Origin of the sequence: Enterococcus durans NBRC 100479 = LMG 10746, assembly GCF_001544215.1 — a bacterium.
In the GTDB taxonomy this organism is placed as follows: Bacteria; Bacillota; Bacilli; order Lactobacillales; family Enterococcaceae; genus Enterococcus_B; species Enterococcus_B durans.
Window position 1 is genome coordinate 26101 of sequence record NZ_BCQB01000001.1, and the last position, 15528, is coordinate 41628.

Here is a 15528-nt window from a genome sequence, read left to right on the forward strand (position 1 = left end):
TACCTCTTTGTACTATCTATTTAATTGACTACGCATTTTTTCTAATTGCGTGCGAATGCTTCCGTCGATCACTCGATGGTTGGCTTCAACAATTGCCCCACCAATAATAGATGAATCAACGATTTCTTTTAATTCAACTGTTTGATAGTCCATTGTTTTTGCAACATTCTTTTCTAAATTTTGTAACTGTTCCTCAGAAAGCGGTACTGCTGTTTTTACACTACCTAAAAGTAGTCCTTTATGTTCGTTATAACGATGTTCGTATTCATCGATCATAAAGGTTAGATCAGACATTCGATTGTAATTGTAAACAACTTCTAAAAAGTTTTTCACAGTGCCTTCGAAGCCTGCAACAAGTTTATCCATAATTAGACGTTTTTCATGAGGTTCTAAGCGGACATCACTAAGCAGGTTTCCTAATTCTGGAACTTCTGCATAGATTTGTCGCAAACTTAATAACTCTTGGTAAATTTCTTCCGCACGATTTGAATCGATCGCCAGTTCAAACAATGCTTTACCATAGCGTCTGCCTACAGTATATTTATCTAGTTTCATTTGAAGAACCTAGACCTTCGATATATTGATTGATTAAAGATTCGTGCATTTCTGGAGAAAGTTCTTTGTTCAAGATTTTTGCCGCAATTTGAAGAGATAGATCAGCTACATCGTCTTTCACAGAGTTTAAAGCTGAGTCACGTTCTAATGTGATATCGGCTTGCGCTTTGCTTTTTAGACGAGCTACTTCTTCTTGCGTATCCTTCAAAATATTTTGACGGATTAATTCTCCACTTTCTTTCGCATTTTTAATGATATCAGCTGCATCTGAACGAGACGCTAACAATTGTTGTTCACGTTCTTGTTCCATTTTTGCTGATTTGATGCGAGATTGTTCGGCAGAATCTAAATCATTGGCGATCTTATCTTCACGTTTTTTCAAAATATCGCTGATTGGGCCCCAAGCAAAATGCTTTAGTAGGGCCAGTAGTATCAAAAATGAGCCGCTGACAACGATGATATTACCTAACATCGGATTACCAACTTCTGCAATTGCCAATTGATTCAGCATAGGCTAGCCTTCCTTTCTTTCAGGTGTTTCTAACTGGTGTAAAGGATGCGTCTCTCATTTAAGAAATTCGTCTTCCTAAACGCCTTTTTCTAATTTTATGAAGAAACTTTTTTAGTTTTTCTACATCTTTTTCAATTCACTGCAATGAAAAGAGGATTAGTGACATGCGTCCCATCCTCATTGAGTAAATTTACTACATAAATACTAGAATTAAAGCGATAACCACACCTAGAATTGGAACGGCTTCAACAAGGGCTACCCCGATGAACATTGTTGTACGGAATTGACCAGACATTTCAGGTTGGCGTGCCATTGATTCGATGGTTTTAGAGATAACTTGTCCATTACCATAACCAGCTCCGATTGCTGCCCCCATGATTGCGATTGCTGCTGCGATATAATTCATAATATATTTCCTCCTAAAATAGATAAGTAGTTTGTTCAAAAACGATGTTATTCTTCTACTTCAATCTTATGGCTCATATACACCATTGATAAAGTAACAAAGACAAATGCTTGGATGCTTCCGATAAACAATGAAAATGCAATCCAAATCATCTCTAAAGGAATTGCTAATGGTAAGGAGTACCAACCTATGTTATTCATCATGCTGGCGATTAAGGTTAGCAAAACTTCCCCCGCGTAAATATTCCCATAAAGACGTAAAGCAAGTGTTAATAGGTTCGTAAACTCTTCGATCAGTTTCATTGGAAACATGAAACTATATGGTTTTAGGAACGAATTTACGAAATACCCTTTGAAGCCGAGTTTCTTCACCCCAAATAGATGAGTAAGAGTGATCATTATAAATGCCAATGTTAAAGTAATAAATGGGTCTGCCGTCGGACTTTTCCAAAGTGTCGTATCATTCGGTAAGACGATTTTCGTTACTAAACCAATATTGTTCGCAACAAAGATAAATAAAAACAACGTGAATGCCAACAAATGGAAATTGTTCAATTCTTTTCTAGGCAAGTTATCTGTTACGATTCCTCGGGCAAAGTCAATGACCCATTCTATCGCATTTTGTTTTCCAGTTGGTTTCATCTTAAGGTTCCTAGTAAAGAAGTAAACCAAAAAGAAGACGATCAAACAGGTCAATAACACCATCATACAAACTGTACCATCAAACCAAACAGGTCCAATATGGAAGGTTAGCGAGCGTTCATCCAATCCATTTCACCTCTTTTCCCTGAAATTCACATAAAATCAAATTCATGTGTACATCTGGTTTTTCTAAATCGTTTTCTAACCAAACGGTATCATACCACCATGAAACAGAAAATTCAAAACATTTTCATGAAAATTAGACACTTTTTTATTTCAGTCAAAAAATGTCTAAATCTCAAAGAAATCCATCGTGGTATTATACAGAAAAAACCTGTAATAATCATGCTTTATCAGATTAAATGCTAACAAATTTTATCATTAAGTAAAACTAAAAGCACCGAATATGCGAAAAAGGATAATGAAATTATCTAGAGAAATTTTTTAATGTTCGATCAATTTGACGATCCACATCTTTTCTCTTCAAGTCTTCTCGCTTGTCATACGATTTTTTCCCTTTCGCAAGCCCAATGAGGACTTTTGCGTATCCATTGCGTAAGTATACTTTCAACGGTACGATCGTGACCCCAGTATTTTTCGTTTCATTTTCAAGACGTGCAATCTGTTTCTTGTGGAGTAACAGTTTTCTTGTCCGTAATGGATCATGATTGAAAATATTTCCTTGTTCATAGGGGCTGATATGCACATTGTGCATATACGCTTCCCCATTGCGTACTCGGACAAACCCATCTTTAAGATTGATCCGACTGTTCCGAATAGATTTTATCTCTGTTCCTTGCAATACCATTCCAGCTTCCATTGTGTCGATGATCGAATAATCGTGGCGAGCTTTTTTATTTTGCGCGATCAGTTTCCCCTCGCCTTTTGGCATAGTTCATTCCTCCAAACGAATAACTTGTTATTTTTTCTTCTTTTTCTTTTTGATTCCTTTATAAAAAGGTTTTTTCCCTTTTTTACCTGTGGTTGATTTCGCATTTTTACGATCGTTCGTGCGCGGATTCTTTTTCCCTTTTTTATCCGAACGTTCGCTATTTCTATTTTGTCGGCTCACGGGTCTACCTTTTCGCTGAGTTTTAGGTCGTTCAAGGGATGCTACTTCTTCCGCAGATACGAGTTCAAAATCAACTGCTCGTTCATCTGGATCAGCTTTCGTGACTTTGACACGAACTTTCTGACCAATTTTGAAAGTCAACCCAGTTCGTTCCCCAACTAAAGCTAAGTGATTTTCGATGAAGTGGAAATAATCCTGTTTCAATTCATTGATATGGATCAATCCTTCTACCGTATTCGGCAATTCGATAAATAAGCCAAACTTGACAACCGAACTGATGATGCCGTCGAATTCTTCTCCGACTTTATCCATCATGAATTCAGCTTTCTTCATTGAATCGACTTCACGTTCCGCTTCTACCGCGCGACGTTCCATTTTCGAACTGTGGTCTGCGATCTCAGGTAACTCGCCTTCCCAATATGTTTTGTTTGTATCACTAGCATCTTGTCCGTACGAACGGATCAAACGATGGACGATCAGATCGGGATATCGTCTGATTGGCGAAGTAAAGTGTGTATAGTATTCTGCTGCTAACCCATAGTGTCCAAAATTGTCTTCTGAGTAACGTGCCTGTTGCATGCTTCTCAATAGCATTGTATTGATCACTGCAGATTCTGGTCTATCTTCTACATGCTCGATGACTTTTTGTAAATCTTTTGGTGTAATCGAACCTTTTGTTCCTTGAACGACGATTCCTAAAGCCGAAGCAAAATCAAAGAACCGTTGCATTTTTTCTTCTTTCGGTTGTTCATGGATCCGATAAATGAATGGAAAATGCTGCTTATAGAAGTGTTCTGCGACAGTTTCATTTGCTGCCAACATAAAGGACTCGATCAATCGTTCCCCTACTCCTCGGCTGCGCAATTGGATATCCATTGGATGTCCATCTGGGTCTACTAGTATTTTTGCTTCACGGTCTTCAAAGGAGATCGCACCACGACGGATCCGCATCTCTTCAAGAATATCATGCAGCTCTTTCATTTCTTGGAACATCGGTACGAGTTGTTCATAGCGTTCCATGACCGCTTCATCTTGTTCCTCTAAGATTTGGTTGACAGCTGTATAGGTCATACGTTCGGTAGTTTGGATCACACTAGGAAAAATCTCATGAGAAATCACCTTTCCAGTCGGATCGATCTCCATCTCACAACTCATCGTCAATCTTGAAACATGAGGGTTCAAGGAACAGATACCATTTGAGAGTCGCTGAGGGATCATTGGGATCACTCGATCGGTCAAGTAGACACTTGTTCCTCGTTCGTAGGCCTCACGGTCCAATTGGCTGCCTTGTGTCACATAATACGACACATCTGCAATATGGACACCAAGAAAATAATTGCCATTTGCTCGTTTTTTTACAGTAACTGCATCATCTAGGTCTTTGGCATCTTCTCCATCGATCGTCACGATCAACTGATCTCTCAAGTCTTTACGACCGATTAGATCCTTCTCGCTGATCTCATCTGGTACATGGTCAGCTTCTGCTAAGACATCATCAGGAAATTGCGTAGGAATACCATTAGAGACCACAATGGATAAGATGTCCATACCTGGATCATTTTTATGCCCGATGACTTGTTTGATGATTCCTTCTAAACTTGTGGCGTAGTTTTTTTCTGGATAATGGGTCAATTCGACCATTACGATACTACCATCAACAGGACGGATTCCTTCTGCGGCAGCGTAGATTTTGAATTGATTCATTTTTTTATCTTTAGGGATAACTACACCATATAGATCTGTTTCTTTGATTTCTTCTTCGGGATAAGCAACGAATTCTCCAGCAAGTTGTGTAGTTGCTCTTTTGCGGATCTCGACTACTTTTCCTTCAGCTCCACGATCCATCGCTGTATCTGCGGTTTTGATGATATCGATTGCTACTGTATCCCCATCCATCGCATAACCCGTTGCCTCTTTAGGGATATAAATGTCGTCTTCTTCGGGATCGATCGTCACAAAACCAAAACCCCGTTCATTTGCCCGAAAGGTACCTTCTACTAAAATAGGCTGCAATGGTAATTTCACTTTTCCTTTTTTGGTAAAGACAACCGTTTGTTCTCTTTCCATCTGAGCGATCGTTTGTACAAGTAATTTGAAATCTTCACTTTTTTCCAGCCCTAGTCCTTGGGCGATTTCTTCCATTGAAAAACTTTTTTTGCGACTGCTTTCAATAAAGAAAATAATTTTTTCTTTCAACGTTTCTTTGGTCATATTGATTCCTCATTCCAAGGTAGATTTTCTAAGAAATCCAACACATCTTTTTCGAGTATCCTTCTTGAATCACCTACAGTAATCACATGTTTACTGTTGGGATACCATTGAAGTGTCACTCTTTTTTCAGCCATCTTTTTAGCGGTCTCAAACACACCATAGGGGTCGATCATTTCATCTTGCCCCGCTTGCGCCATAAAAATAGGCGATTGGATCTCAGAAAGTTTTCCTTCTGTAATTGTTGCCTGATTTTGGATTTCTTCTAATTGTCTGCGTATCATTGGTCTAAAACCTACTGTTGCAGCTTCGATTGCTTCATCTGACTGTCCAGCAAATTTCAATACTTGCCGAACGTATTTCTCAAAATTTTCTGGTACGTGATTTTCCACAGGAGAAATCGGCGAACAGAAAAATCCTCCTCCGATCAAAGACTCATCTGCCAATGCACGAACAGCAAAAATTCCTCCCATTGATAAGCCAAATGCGGCGATTTGAGAAAAGCCTTCTGATTTTAAAAACTGAATCGCTTTTTGTGTGTCCTTCCACCAGTTCTCCGCTTTTTGAGATAAAATATCTTCAGGGTCCAGTGTTCCATGTCCTTCAAATAAAGGAGCATAGACTGTATACTCAGATTTTTCCAAAAAACGGCAAAGCATTCGTACATCATTCGGACTCCCAGAATACGCATGTAATAAAAGCACGGCACGTTTTCCATGCTTCCCATATAAGGGTTTTGGTAGACTTTTCATTTGGTTCACCTCGTTCTCTTCATTTTACCATAGTTTCCATGAACCCTTCTCGTAAAACAGCTTTTCTAAAAAAGAAAAAAAGAGCCGTGACATCCGCCGCTGCTCTTTTCTGGTTCATTCATCATTGAGCGTGGGACAAAAGTAAGAAACACTTTTGTCTCATGCTTTAAAAACGAATAAACGGTGGGAGCAGAAGCAACTCCTTCGGAAATAAGCCAAAATTCACAAAAATTTGAAAAGCAATTTTCGTGAATTTCTTCTTATTTCTCGGAGTTACACACTTCTGTCCCAGCCTCTTGTTAAACTTCTACCTATACTTAAGCAATAAACAGACTGCTGATCCATCCTGTGTGCATATAAAAACTATGATTCAGGTTGAAACAAGTAGCTGTCCTCTTCGCTTATTTCGAAGATAAAAAGACAAGTACAAATAATAAGATCATCCAAATCGCACCCATTACCGCTGTCGAGCGTTGCATCACAGCTTCAAAGCCACGTGCTTTTTGTTTTCCGAACAATTGATCAGCGCCACCTGTAAATGCGCTCGCTGCACTATTTTGTTTGCTCGGCTGCATCATAATAGCGATCACCATTACAATAGATAAAACGATCACGATTCCTAAAATTAGATTATACATATGGCAGCCTCCTTTCTAAAAGATATCATCTCTCTCATTCTATCATATTAGAAAAATACCTACAACTCCCTACTTTATCTAAAAACCATTCAAGAGAGACGAGGCTGGGACAGAAGTGTTTCTTACTTTTGTCCCACACTCATCAACAAAAAAAGAGTTGCCAAAACCATCTAGTGATCCTGGCAACTCTTCGTTAAGAAAGCAAAGGTTATTTTCGTAAAACGTCCTGATATTCTGGTTTTCTTTCAAATTCTTTTTTAGCGTAAGGGCATAACGGAATCACTTTTTTCCCATCTCTTCTGGCGATTTCTACGCCTGTAGATACTAATTTTTCCGCTAGTTTTTGTCCGCGATAAGCTGGGTCAACAAATGTATGATCAATGATCATAATGTCTGGTCCAGCATCTGACCATGTCATTTCGCCTATTTCTTCTTCAGCATTCAGTAATACCAAACGGCTTTTTTCTTCTTTGATTTCCATTTCACAACACTCCTTGTATCGACCACTTATTTTGTTCATCTTGATTTTAACAGTCTACTTTCCTACAGACAATTATTTATACTCGAACTGCTTTTCCATTATAGACGAATCCGTTGTTCGATAAACGAGAAGACCACCGTCCAATATGTCTCAGGGTCTTTTACCGCTGCTTCTAGATGTTGCGCTTCTGGCACTAAAAGCAGTGCTTTATCACCAGCTGTAGCATTCTGGATAGTATAAGCCGCTTCTGTTGGAACAAAATGGTCATTTTCTCCATGGAAGATTAGTACCGGAAGATGGTTACTGCCTAACTGACGGGTAGCTGAAGCTTGTTTTAATGAATAGCCCGCATACTTTTTTGCACAGCGATCTGCATGACGCATGATGGATTTTTTTGGAAAAGCAGTCAATTTGCTCAACATATAGCGAAATTCTGCGTAAACAGAGACAAAACCGCTATCCAAGATAAATCCTCGGACTGCAGAAGGGAGTTTTTCTCCACTTGCCATCATGATAGCAGAAGCACCCATTGATCCACCATGTAAAATAATTTTTGCAGACGGATCTTGATTCAACACATAATTGATCCACACGATCAAGTCGAGCCGGTCGAGCCAACCCATCCCGATGATTTCTCCCTCGCTTTTTCCATGCGCTCTTAGATCTGGTATCAGCACATTGAATCCATTTTCGGCATATTTTTTCCCGATATAAGACATATCTTTCTTTCCATCACTACGGTAATCATGTACACAAATCACCCACTTGTGACTATTCGGTTGGCAGTGAAAGCTTCGGCCAATCAATTTGAGACCATCTTGACTTTTGACTTCTATTTCTTTCCCGCTTGTCCAAAAGTCCTCTGCTTGCGATTCAGCTAGTTGTCGCTGCCTTTCAACCGTCGTCAATGAGGAAGGATCCATTAATTGATGTCCGCTACTCTCATACCATTCATAGCCTCGTTGTAAACCAGACTTGATAAGTTTGTTTGCATAATAATAAGAAAGAACTTGATAAATGACTGTGCCTAAAACTAGGATACCCACTATCAAATAAAATACAATCACTTATCTTCCCCACTTTCTATCGTTTTTAATCGTACTTTCTACCCCAATATCGATGATTCTATTCTTCTTTATTGTAACATTTTCTAAAAAAACTGCTCAAGGTTTCCCCTTCGATCTGCAGAAAAATAATTTTATCTCAGTGCTCATACGTGTTTCTTTAATATTAAATAACGTTTACAATTTATTTAAAAGCCAGTATACTAGGTTCGTGCATTGGAATCAAGGATTTTCCTTGGACTGGTTCGGAAACTTCCCAGAATAAAAAACTAAGGATCTCTAAAGAAAGGAGATTGGAAATAATGCGTAAAGTAATCATTGATTGCGACCCTGGAATAGATGATCTTTTGGCTCTGCTATATGCGGTCAAATCATCTGAAATCGAGGTAGTCGCCATTACCACTGTCTGTGGAAATGTTCCTGTCGAGTTAGGTACGCAGAATGTTTTTACGTGCTTAAAACGATGTGGACGATTAGACATCCCTGTTTATCAAGGAATGGCTAAACCGATGAAACAACCATTTATCAGCGCCCAAGATACTCATGGGATGGACGGCTTAGGTGAAACAAATTTCCCAGCAATCCATGAAAAACAAGCAGAACAGATAAATGCCGTTGACTTTCTTGTTCGCTACTTTTCTGAAGAAAGGGACACATCGATCATCACACTTGGACCATTGACGAACATTGCCAGTGCCCTTATCAAAAATCCTCGCATCGGCAATCACTTAGAACGTTTCGTTTCAATGGGTGGCACATACAAAAGTCATGGAAACTGTTCTCCTGTTGCAGAGTATAATTACTGGTGCGATCCTGAAGCGGCTGCACTTGTTTTTGAGAAGCTTGGGAAAACCATTGAAATGGTGGGGTTAGATGTCACTAGGGAAATCGTCTTTACCCCTACGATACTTGAATACTGCTGTCAAATGAATCCAACTGAAGGCAACTTTTTAAAAGACATCACTCGCTTTTACTTTGATTTTCATTGGCAACAAGAACGAATTCTTGGTTGTGTGATCAACGATCCTTTAGCTGTTGCTTATTTTATCGATGAACAGCTATGTCAAGGTTTTGCCAGTTACACAGCCGTTGAAACACAAGGTATCAGTCGAGGACAAACTTTAGTTGATCGATTTGATTTTTGGCAAAAACCTGCTAATAGTATCATCATGACTGAAGTAGATTCTCATCTATTTTTTCGGAAGTTTTTGACCGTTCTTTTAAATGCACAAGAAGAAACGATTAAAAAAGATCTGGAAAGATTAAAGATGGGATGAAAAAAATGTTGAATAAAAGAATAACAACAAGAACAATCACGATTATCGCTTTATGTATTGGACTAAATTATATTGGTGGAACAATTGCTTTATGGCTGCGCTTGCCGATTTATCTAGATTCTATCGGTACGATCTTCGCTGGTGCTTTGCTTGGACCTGTGTTTGGTGTACTGACAGGTATAACTAGCGGTGTATTGAGCGGTTTTACTACTGATATCTTTTCATTGTATTATTCGCCTGTCCAAATGATCACTGGGCTGCTAGCAGGAATCATTTTTTATCAGCGATTATACCAAAAGAAAAATCGTTTTACTCTGATTTTTTGGGCATTTGTGTTGTCATTACCAGGAACGATCCTTTCGTCCCTCATCACAGTAAAGCTATTCGGTGGCATCACATCCTCTGGTTCCAGTATGATCGTCCAATTGCTGCATGGTCTAGGAATGGATCTAACGATGAGCACGATCCTTGTTCAAGCTGGAACAGATTATCTTGATCGACTCCTCTCTTTAGTCCTCGTGGCATTCGTAGTTGTTGCTTTAGGAAAACGAGGAAGAATCGGCAGTCAACTAAAAGAAAATCAGCAATGATACTGTTCATTTCACTATGCTACTGAACGATTCGTTGGGTATGCCAACTCTTGACATCTGACTTAAAACCAAAGTGTAATAAATTTAGGCATTTCATGTTTGATCATCACAAAAGAAGCTGTGACCTCTCAATAGAAAAATGAGGTCGAGATAAAAGTCGTTTAGGTTTGAGAAATTGAAAAAAAAAGCGACTGGGACAAGAGCAACTCCTTCGGAAATAAGCCGAAGGAGTTGCTTCTGCTCCCGCCGTTTATTCGAGAGTCTGTGGCAAAACTGATTTTTAGATTTGTCCCACACTCATTTTTTGTTCAATAATCCAAGTTGGTCACCCATACATAACACAAGAAACGCTTATTTCAGTAGGCTGAATTTTTTTGTTACAGCTCTAACCTCTTCATCTGGACCAGAAACGACAATTCCAACTGGTTTCAAATTTTCTAAATCACTTTTTTGGATCTGTTCTTGGTAGACCTCAAATTGATTATTTAAGGACTGCCCTGTTGCGGTAAACACACAACTAGATATCGTTTCACTTTCTTTCAGTGATTTTGCTAAATTCGCGATTTGCCCTGATCCAGCTTTTAATACGACTGTGCTATACCGGATCGCGGCATGACGAACACCATCTGCATCCGTCACTTCTGAATCTAAATAGACCTCTGGATTGATTTGCGCTATTTGTCCCATCAAAATGCCAGCTACATTGCCAACTTCTCCGGCTGTTAAGTTTTTTTCTAATATGATTGCATTTCTTTGCATAGTTATCTCCCCCAATTTTTAAACATCCTTGTCATCGTTTCCCCAAGTAAGAATGCCCCAATATGTGCAATCAGTATAACTTAGTTTCCGACCGACTGAAAGGCTTATTTAAGACTCAACCCCTTACTATACGTAAAAACATATAGACAAAAAATAGAGGGTGTTTTTCTTGTGATAATTTTCGGGAAATCTGTATTCTGCCTATGGTGTACCTCTTTCCATGTAAAAGGATCATCACCAAAAATCATGTTCATTTCTGGTGATGATCCTTCTTATCAAAAGAGCATATTGCCAAGTGTGTTGCTTCTCAAGCTAAAGAAAAAAGTAGCCTAACATCAAAACAAGCCATTAATAAATGTCACAGTCTGTTCATAACATTCTTTTGATTCTGGTAGAGAATAATCAAATTGGTATTCATGACTGATTTCTTTTTTCTCATCTTTATAAAACAAACCTTCAACTGGTACCTGTAGTTCTTTCAATTTGTTTTCCAATGCCATCCCTTGTTCTTGGAAAGAATACGCATTTCCATCGGTAATAAAAGTTGGTGGAAAATTTTTTGTGACGTGATCGACTAAACTAGCTTGGAATAAACGGTCATCCGTTTTCCAATCTTTTTGTCCTAATAAAGACCATGCAACAGTTTTAACGAAAAAGCGCATAAATCGATTATCAGATTGTTGTTTAGCCGTTTGTTGTAGATCCACAGGCCCACAATAAGAAATGGTCCCTTTGATTGTTTCTGGCGCCATACTTTGTTTCATATTCATTTCTTTAGCATACTCTTCATTTGTTTGGATCGTTACGTATTGTAACGCAATCTGAGCGCCTGCACTGTCCCCGCCAAAGAGAACATTAGAAAGATCCAACCGTTTATCTTTGTCTTTCTTCAATTGTTGGACTAACTCATCGACTTGCGTTACTTGATTCGGATATTGAGAAGCCGGTGCTGGTTCATAATTCATACTCACTACTGCTACATGAGTATCTGCTGCTACTTTTGTCGCAAACTCTTTTACACCCGCTTTATCTCCACTTACATATCCGCCACCATGTACCCAAATCAACACTGGAACAGCTTTATCACTATTTTTAGGATAGTAGATATCATAATTATTTTGTTTATTTTTAGATTGATAGACTTTGTCCGCACTCAATTCAGTCGATGCTTTTGCGTGATCATACTCTTTTTTATTCGTGATTGCTGTTGCATCGTTGAACAAATGAGCAATCACAAAGGCTCCGGGTCTTGGCGAAACTTGGAAGGCTATTACGATCACTAATACTATGCTGATCAGCGCGATCCCCAACCATTTTAATCCTTTAAAAATCTTAGCTCTCATTCATTTTCCCCATTACATTTTTACTTTTTTTGCCTTTAATATCTTAGCAAGAAACAGTCAATTTGTAAATCTGCCTGCTACTTTATCAATAGCCACTTGCTGATTTGTCGAGCCTTTTATCAAGTAATTCATCCTCCTCAAGTTCTACGAGTTAATATTCAGAAGCCAAAATAGCATACTCAAATGTATCTACCCAAATCGGCTTTCCTTGCCCATCTTTCTTGAACCAAATATTTTGACGTAGATGTCCTTCTCTTCGCAAACCTAGACGCTCAAGTAATTGCCACGAAGAAACATTTAAAGGATTACACCTTGCGAAGATCCGATGAGCGTGTTTTTCTTTGAATGCATGCTCTATCAAAGCCAGTGCTGCTTCTGTTGCGTAACCCTTCCCTTGAAATTCTGGATTGAAGACATATCCTAATTCCCAAGTGTCAAACTCCTGACTTGCCAAATAGATGTTCCCAATCAATTTATTTGTTTCTGCTATACATACTGCCCAAAAGGAATCATCCTGAGAACGTCGAATAGCTTCTTTTTTACACTCCTCAACACTAAGCACATCATAAGGTTCAAATTCAACAACCTCTTCTTTGGATAAATAGTCAAATAGATCCTGCCAATCCTCCTCAGTAAATTTTCATATTGAAAGTCTTTTTGTTTTCATTGATTTCCCCCAAAAATTTGATTAACAATTTCTTGATCTTAGGCCCGTTTCTTTAATCATACATTGGTAAAGTTTAAGAAACAAATCATTCCTATATTATGGATAGACTTTCCTTTTTAAAACGTTCGCCAAGTTGATTTTCAGTGTTCTTTTACTGCTCTGTTGGATAAAAAAATACCCTCCTCCTATCTTTAACGATAAGAGAAAGGTATTTTAGAATAATCTCATAAGGGAGAAGTAAATCACAGATCCAGTCGATAGTATCGATTAAAAATCAGCTATACTTTCCGATTTAAAATTATTTATTTTTTAAGTTGTAGAAAGATTTCAAGCCTTTGTATTCTGCAACTTCACCAAGTTGGTCTTCGATACGTAGTAATTGATTGTATTTAGCAATACGGTCAGTACGTGATAGAGAACCAGTTTTGATTTGGCCAGCGTTTGTTGCAACAGCGATATCAGAGATTGTTGAATCTTCTGTTTCACCAGAACGGTGAGATACAACTGCAGTGTAGCCAGCTTCTTTAGCCATTTCGATAGCTTCGAAAGTTTCTGTCAAAGTACCGATTTGGTTAACTTTGATAAGGATTGAGTTAGCAATTCCTTTTTCGATACCTTCAGCTAATTTTTGAGTGTTTGTTACGAACAAGTCGTCACCAACTAATTGAACTTTGTCGCCTAATACGTCAGTTAATTTCTTGAATCCGTCCCAGTCGTTTTCGTCTAAGCCGTCTTCGATTGAGATGATTGGATATTTAGCAACTAATTCTTCGTAGAATTTGATCATTTCGTCAGTTGTTTTTTCGCCTTCGCCTGAATCAGCTAATACGTAAACACCTTTTTCTTTGTCGTAGAATTCTGAAGAAGCAGCATCCATAGCAAGAACAACGTCTTTACCAGGTACATAGCCAGCTTTTTCGATTGCTTCGATGATTACTTCGAAACCTTCTTCGTTTGAACCAAGGTTAGGAGCAAATCCACCTTCGTCACCAACAGAAGTAGCTAAACCGCGTGCTTTTAGGATTGATGCTAACGCGTGGAATACTTCAGCACCCATACGTAAAGCTTCTTTGAATGTTGGAGCGCCAACAGGCATGATCATGAATTCTTGGAAGTCGATTGAGTTGTCTGCGTGTGATCCACCGTTGATGATGTTCATCATTGGAGTTGGTAATACTTTTGTGTTGAATCCGCCTAGGTAGTGGTATAAAGGTACTTCTAGGTAGTCAGCAGCTGCACGAGCAACAGCGATAGATACGCCTAAAATAGCGTTCGCACCTAATTTACCTTTGTTAGGAGTGCCGTCTAAAGCGATCATAGCTTTATCGATTGCCATTTGGTCACGTACATCGTAGCCAATGATTGCTTCAGCAATGATGTTGTTTACGTTGTCAACAGCTTTAGTTACACCTTTACCGCCATAACGAGCTTTGTCTCCATCACGTAATTCAACTGCTTCGTATTCACCAGTTGAAGCACCTGAAGGAACCATTCCGCGGCCAAAAGCTCCGCTTTCTGTGTATACTTCTACTTCGATTGTTGGGTTTCCGCGTGAGTCTAAGATCTCGCGAGCGTAAACATCAGTAATAATTGACATGTTTTGTCTCTCCTTTGAGTTTGTTTTTTCCTAAGGGATTACCCTCATATACGATTTTAGTTAATTTCTTGCATTAGTGCAAACATTTCTTGCATTTTTTGCAAATTTTCACAAATTATTTTACAGCATCTAATAATGCTAAGAATGAATCAGCTTGTAAGCTTGCGCCACCAACTAATGCACCATCAACATTTTCTTTTGCCATATAATCAGCAATGTTTTCTGGTTTAACAGAACCACCGTATTGGATACGTACTGCATCAGAAACTTCTTTGCCATATAATTTTTCAACTGTTTGGCGAACAACACCACAGATTTCATCAGCGATTTGTGCATCAGCTGATTTACCTGTACCGATAGCCCAGATTGGTTCGTAAGCGATAACCATGTTGCTTACTTGGCCGTCTGTTAAACCTTCAAGTCCAGCAGTGATTTGTCCTTCGATCCATTCAGCTGTTTTTCCAGCTTCATAAGTTTCTAAAGATTCACCACAGCAAAGGATTGGGATCATGCCGTTTGCAAAAATAGCTTTTGCTTTTTTGTTGATGTCTGCATCTGTTTCGTGGAAATATTCACGACGTTCTGAATGGCCGATGATCACATAGTCCACTCCTAGGTCTGCTAAAGCAGCTGGTGAAGTTTCACCTGTGAACGCACCTGAGTTTTCCCAGTAGCAGTTTTGTGCAGAGATTTTTAATTCTGTTCCTTCAGCTGAAGCCATTAATTCTTGTAAGAATAATGCTGGAGATCCGATAACTGAATCCACTTTATCATTTGAAGGGATATTGTTTTTTACTGCTTCTGCAAATTCTTTTGCTTCAGAAGCTGTTTTGTTCATTTTCCAGTTACCAGCGATAATTGGTTTACGCATGACAGTATACACTCCTTTAAATTATGAGTCGCAGATGTTCTTCTACGTATTGAAAAAGAAAAACTACGATCCGAACGAATGCTCTCGCTACAAAAA

General features: G+C 38.8%; 16 protein-coding genes, 1 pseudogene and 1 riboswitch. Of the genes and pseudogenes, 2 read left to right on the top strand and 15 right to left on the bottom strand.

Annotation, left to right across the window (positions count from 1 at the left end; translation table 11 throughout):
* Positions 1-12: 12 nt before the first annotated feature.
* The 10 genes from atpH to ED2_RS00165 form a co-directional block, all read right to left on the bottom strand.
* Positions 13-555, bottom strand: coding sequence for an ATP synthase F1 subunit delta (atpH, locus tag ED2_RS00120; protein ID WP_005878462.1), 543 nt, complete (start codon positions 553-555; stop codon positions 13-15).
* The gene (atpF, locus tag ED2_RS00125) at positions 542-1066 is read right to left on the bottom strand and encodes a F0F1 ATP synthase subunit B (RefSeq protein ID WP_016177397.1); all 525 of its coding nucleotides are present in this window, start codon (positions 1064-1066) and stop codon (positions 542-544) included. Before atpF ends, atpH begins: the two co-directional genes overlap by 14 nt.
* 193 nt (positions 1067-1259) lie before the next feature.
* Positions 1260-1472: an ATP synthase F0 subunit C gene (gene atpE, locus ED2_RS00130; protein WP_005878459.1), complete on the bottom strand. Its 213-nt coding sequence runs from the start codon at positions 1470-1472 to the stop codon at positions 1260-1262.
* Between the two features lie 47 nt (positions 1473-1519).
* Complete coding sequence (atpB, locus tag ED2_RS00135; protein WP_005878457.1) at positions 1520-2239, bottom strand: F0F1 ATP synthase subunit A; 720 nt, start codon at positions 2237-2239, stop codon at positions 1520-1522.
* A gap of 301 nt (positions 2240-2540) precedes the next feature.
* Complete coding sequence (gene smpB / locus ED2_RS15295) at positions 2541-3005, bottom strand: SsrA-binding protein SmpB (protein ID WP_005878455.1); 465 nt, start codon at positions 3003-3005, stop codon at positions 2541-2543.
* A gap of 27 nt (positions 3006-3032) precedes the next feature.
* Complete coding sequence (rnr, locus tag ED2_RS00145; RefSeq protein WP_060789666.1) at positions 3033-5396, bottom strand: ribonuclease R; 2364 nt, start codon at positions 5394-5396, stop codon at positions 3033-3035.
* On the bottom strand, positions 5393-6145 hold the full coding sequence (locus ED2_RS00150) for an alpha/beta hydrolase (RefSeq protein WP_005878451.1): 753 nt from the start codon (positions 6143-6145) through the stop codon (positions 5393-5395). Before ED2_RS00150 ends, rnr begins: the two co-directional genes overlap by 4 nt.
* 401 nt (positions 6146-6546) lie before the next feature.
* Entirely contained in the window at positions 6547-6783 is a 237-nt protein-coding gene (gene secG / locus ED2_RS00155) for a preprotein translocase subunit SecG (RefSeq protein ID WP_005878449.1), read from the bottom strand.
* A 208-nt stretch (positions 6784-6991) separates the two neighbouring features.
* On the bottom strand, positions 6992-7264 hold the full coding sequence (locus ED2_RS00160; RefSeq protein ID WP_005878447.1) for a GNAT family N-acetyltransferase: 273 nt from the start codon (positions 7262-7264) through the stop codon (positions 6992-6994).
* Between the two features lie 98 nt (positions 7265-7362).
* A complete protein-coding gene (locus ED2_RS00165; protein WP_060789667.1) occupies positions 7363-8331 on the bottom strand; it encodes an alpha/beta hydrolase in 969 nt (322 codons plus the stop codon).
* Positions 8332-8562: 231 nt separating this feature from the next.
* Positions 8563-8607, top strand: a riboswitch (PreQ1 riboswitch).
* 23 nt (positions 8608-8630) lie between these two features.
* Here ED2_RS00165 and ED2_RS00170 point away from each other — a divergent pair.
* Together ED2_RS00170 and ED2_RS00175 are read left to right on the top strand one after the other, a co-directional pair.
* Positions 8631-9605 carry a nucleoside hydrolase gene (locus tag ED2_RS00170; protein WP_016177395.1) on the top strand — a complete coding sequence of 325 codons (975 nt, stop codon included), beginning with the start codon at positions 8631-8633 and terminating at the stop codon, positions 9603-9605.
* A 5-nt stretch (positions 9606-9610) separates the two neighbouring features.
* The gene (locus ED2_RS00175) at positions 9611-10195 is read left to right on the top strand and encodes an ECF transporter S component (protein ID WP_025481380.1); all 585 of its coding nucleotides are present in this window, start codon (positions 9611-9613) and stop codon (positions 10193-10195) included.
* 351 nt (positions 10196-10546) lie between these two features.
* On the opposite strand, the gene ED2_RS00180 is transcribed toward ED2_RS00175, so the two are convergent.
* The 5 genes and pseudogenes from ED2_RS00180 to tpiA all read right to left on the bottom strand — a co-directional run bounded on the left by ED2_RS00180 (position 10547) and on the right by tpiA (position 15432).
* Positions 10547-10954, bottom strand: a complete 408-nt coding sequence (locus ED2_RS00180; protein ID WP_005878439.1) for a DUF2000 family protein — start codon at positions 10952-10954, stop codon at positions 10547-10549.
* 335 nt (positions 10955-11289) lie between these two features.
* The gene (locus ED2_RS00185) at positions 11290-12297 is read right to left on the bottom strand and encodes an alpha/beta hydrolase (RefSeq protein WP_016177393.1); all 1008 of its coding nucleotides are present in this window, start codon (positions 12295-12297) and stop codon (positions 11290-11292) included.
* Positions 12298-12448: 151 nt separating this feature from the next.
* Positions 12449-12922: pseudogene (locus tag ED2_RS00190) on the bottom strand (GNAT family N-acetyltransferase); the annotation flags it as partial.
* Between the two features lie 340 nt (positions 12923-13262).
* Positions 13263-14561: a phosphopyruvate hydratase gene (eno, locus tag ED2_RS00195; RefSeq protein WP_005878433.1), complete on the bottom strand. Its 1299-nt coding sequence runs from the start codon at positions 14559-14561 to the stop codon at positions 13263-13265.
* 115 nt (positions 14562-14676) lie between these two features.
* Complete coding sequence (gene tpiA / locus ED2_RS00200) at positions 14677-15432, bottom strand: triose-phosphate isomerase (RefSeq protein WP_016177391.1); 756 nt, start codon at positions 15430-15432, stop codon at positions 14677-14679.
* Positions 15433-15528: the final 96 nt, after the last annotated feature.

Excerpts from the sequence above, each read along its gene's own strand:
- atpH (WP_005878462.1), bottom strand. The coding sequence starts at position 555 with ATGAAACTAGATAAATATACTGTAGGCAGACGCTATGGTAAAGCATTG.
- atpF (WP_016177397.1), bottom strand. The coding sequence starts at position 1,066 with ATGCTGAATCAATTGGCAATTGCAGAAGTTGGTAATCCGATGTTAGGT.
- atpE (WP_005878459.1), bottom strand. The coding sequence starts at position 1,472 with ATGAATTATATCGCAGCAGCAATCGCAATCATGGGGGCAGCAATCGGA.
- smpB (WP_005878455.1), bottom strand. The coding sequence starts at position 3,005 with ATGCCAAAAGGCGAGGGGAAACTGATCGCGCAAAATAAAAAAGCTCGC.
- rnr (WP_060789666.1), bottom strand. The coding sequence starts at position 5,396 with ATGACCAAAGAAACGTTGAAAGAAAAAATTATTTTCTTTATTGAAAGC.
- ED2_RS00150 (WP_005878451.1), bottom strand. The coding sequence starts at position 6,145 with ATGAAAAGTCTACCAAAACCCTTATATGGGAAGCATGGAAAACGTGCC.
- secG (WP_005878449.1), bottom strand. The coding sequence starts at position 6,783 with ATGTATAATCTAATTTTAGGAATCGTGATCGTTTTATCTATTGTAATG.
- ED2_RS00160 (WP_005878447.1), bottom strand. The coding sequence starts at position 7,264 with ATGGAAATCAAAGAAGAAAAAAGCCGTTTGGTATTACTGAATGCTGAA.
- ED2_RS00170 (WP_016177395.1), top strand. The coding sequence starts at position 8,631 with ATGCGTAAAGTAATCATTGATTGCGACCCTGGAATAGATGATCTTTTG.
- ED2_RS00175 (WP_025481380.1), top strand. The coding sequence starts at position 9,611 with ATGTTGAATAAAAGAATAACAACAAGAACAATCACGATTATCGCTTTA.
- ED2_RS00180 (WP_005878439.1), bottom strand. The coding sequence starts at position 10,954 with ATGCAAAGAAATGCAATCATATTAGAAAAAAACTTAACAGCCGGAGAA.
- ED2_RS00185 (WP_016177393.1), bottom strand. The coding sequence starts at position 12,297 with ATGAGAGCTAAGATTTTTAAAGGATTAAAATGGTTGGGGATCGCGCTG.
- eno (WP_005878433.1), bottom strand. The coding sequence starts at position 14,561 with ATGTCAATTATTACTGATGTTTACGCTCGCGAGATCTTAGACTCACGC.
- tpiA (WP_016177391.1), bottom strand. The coding sequence starts at position 15,432 with ATGCGTAAACCAATTATCGCTGGTAACTGGAAAATGAACAAAACAGCT.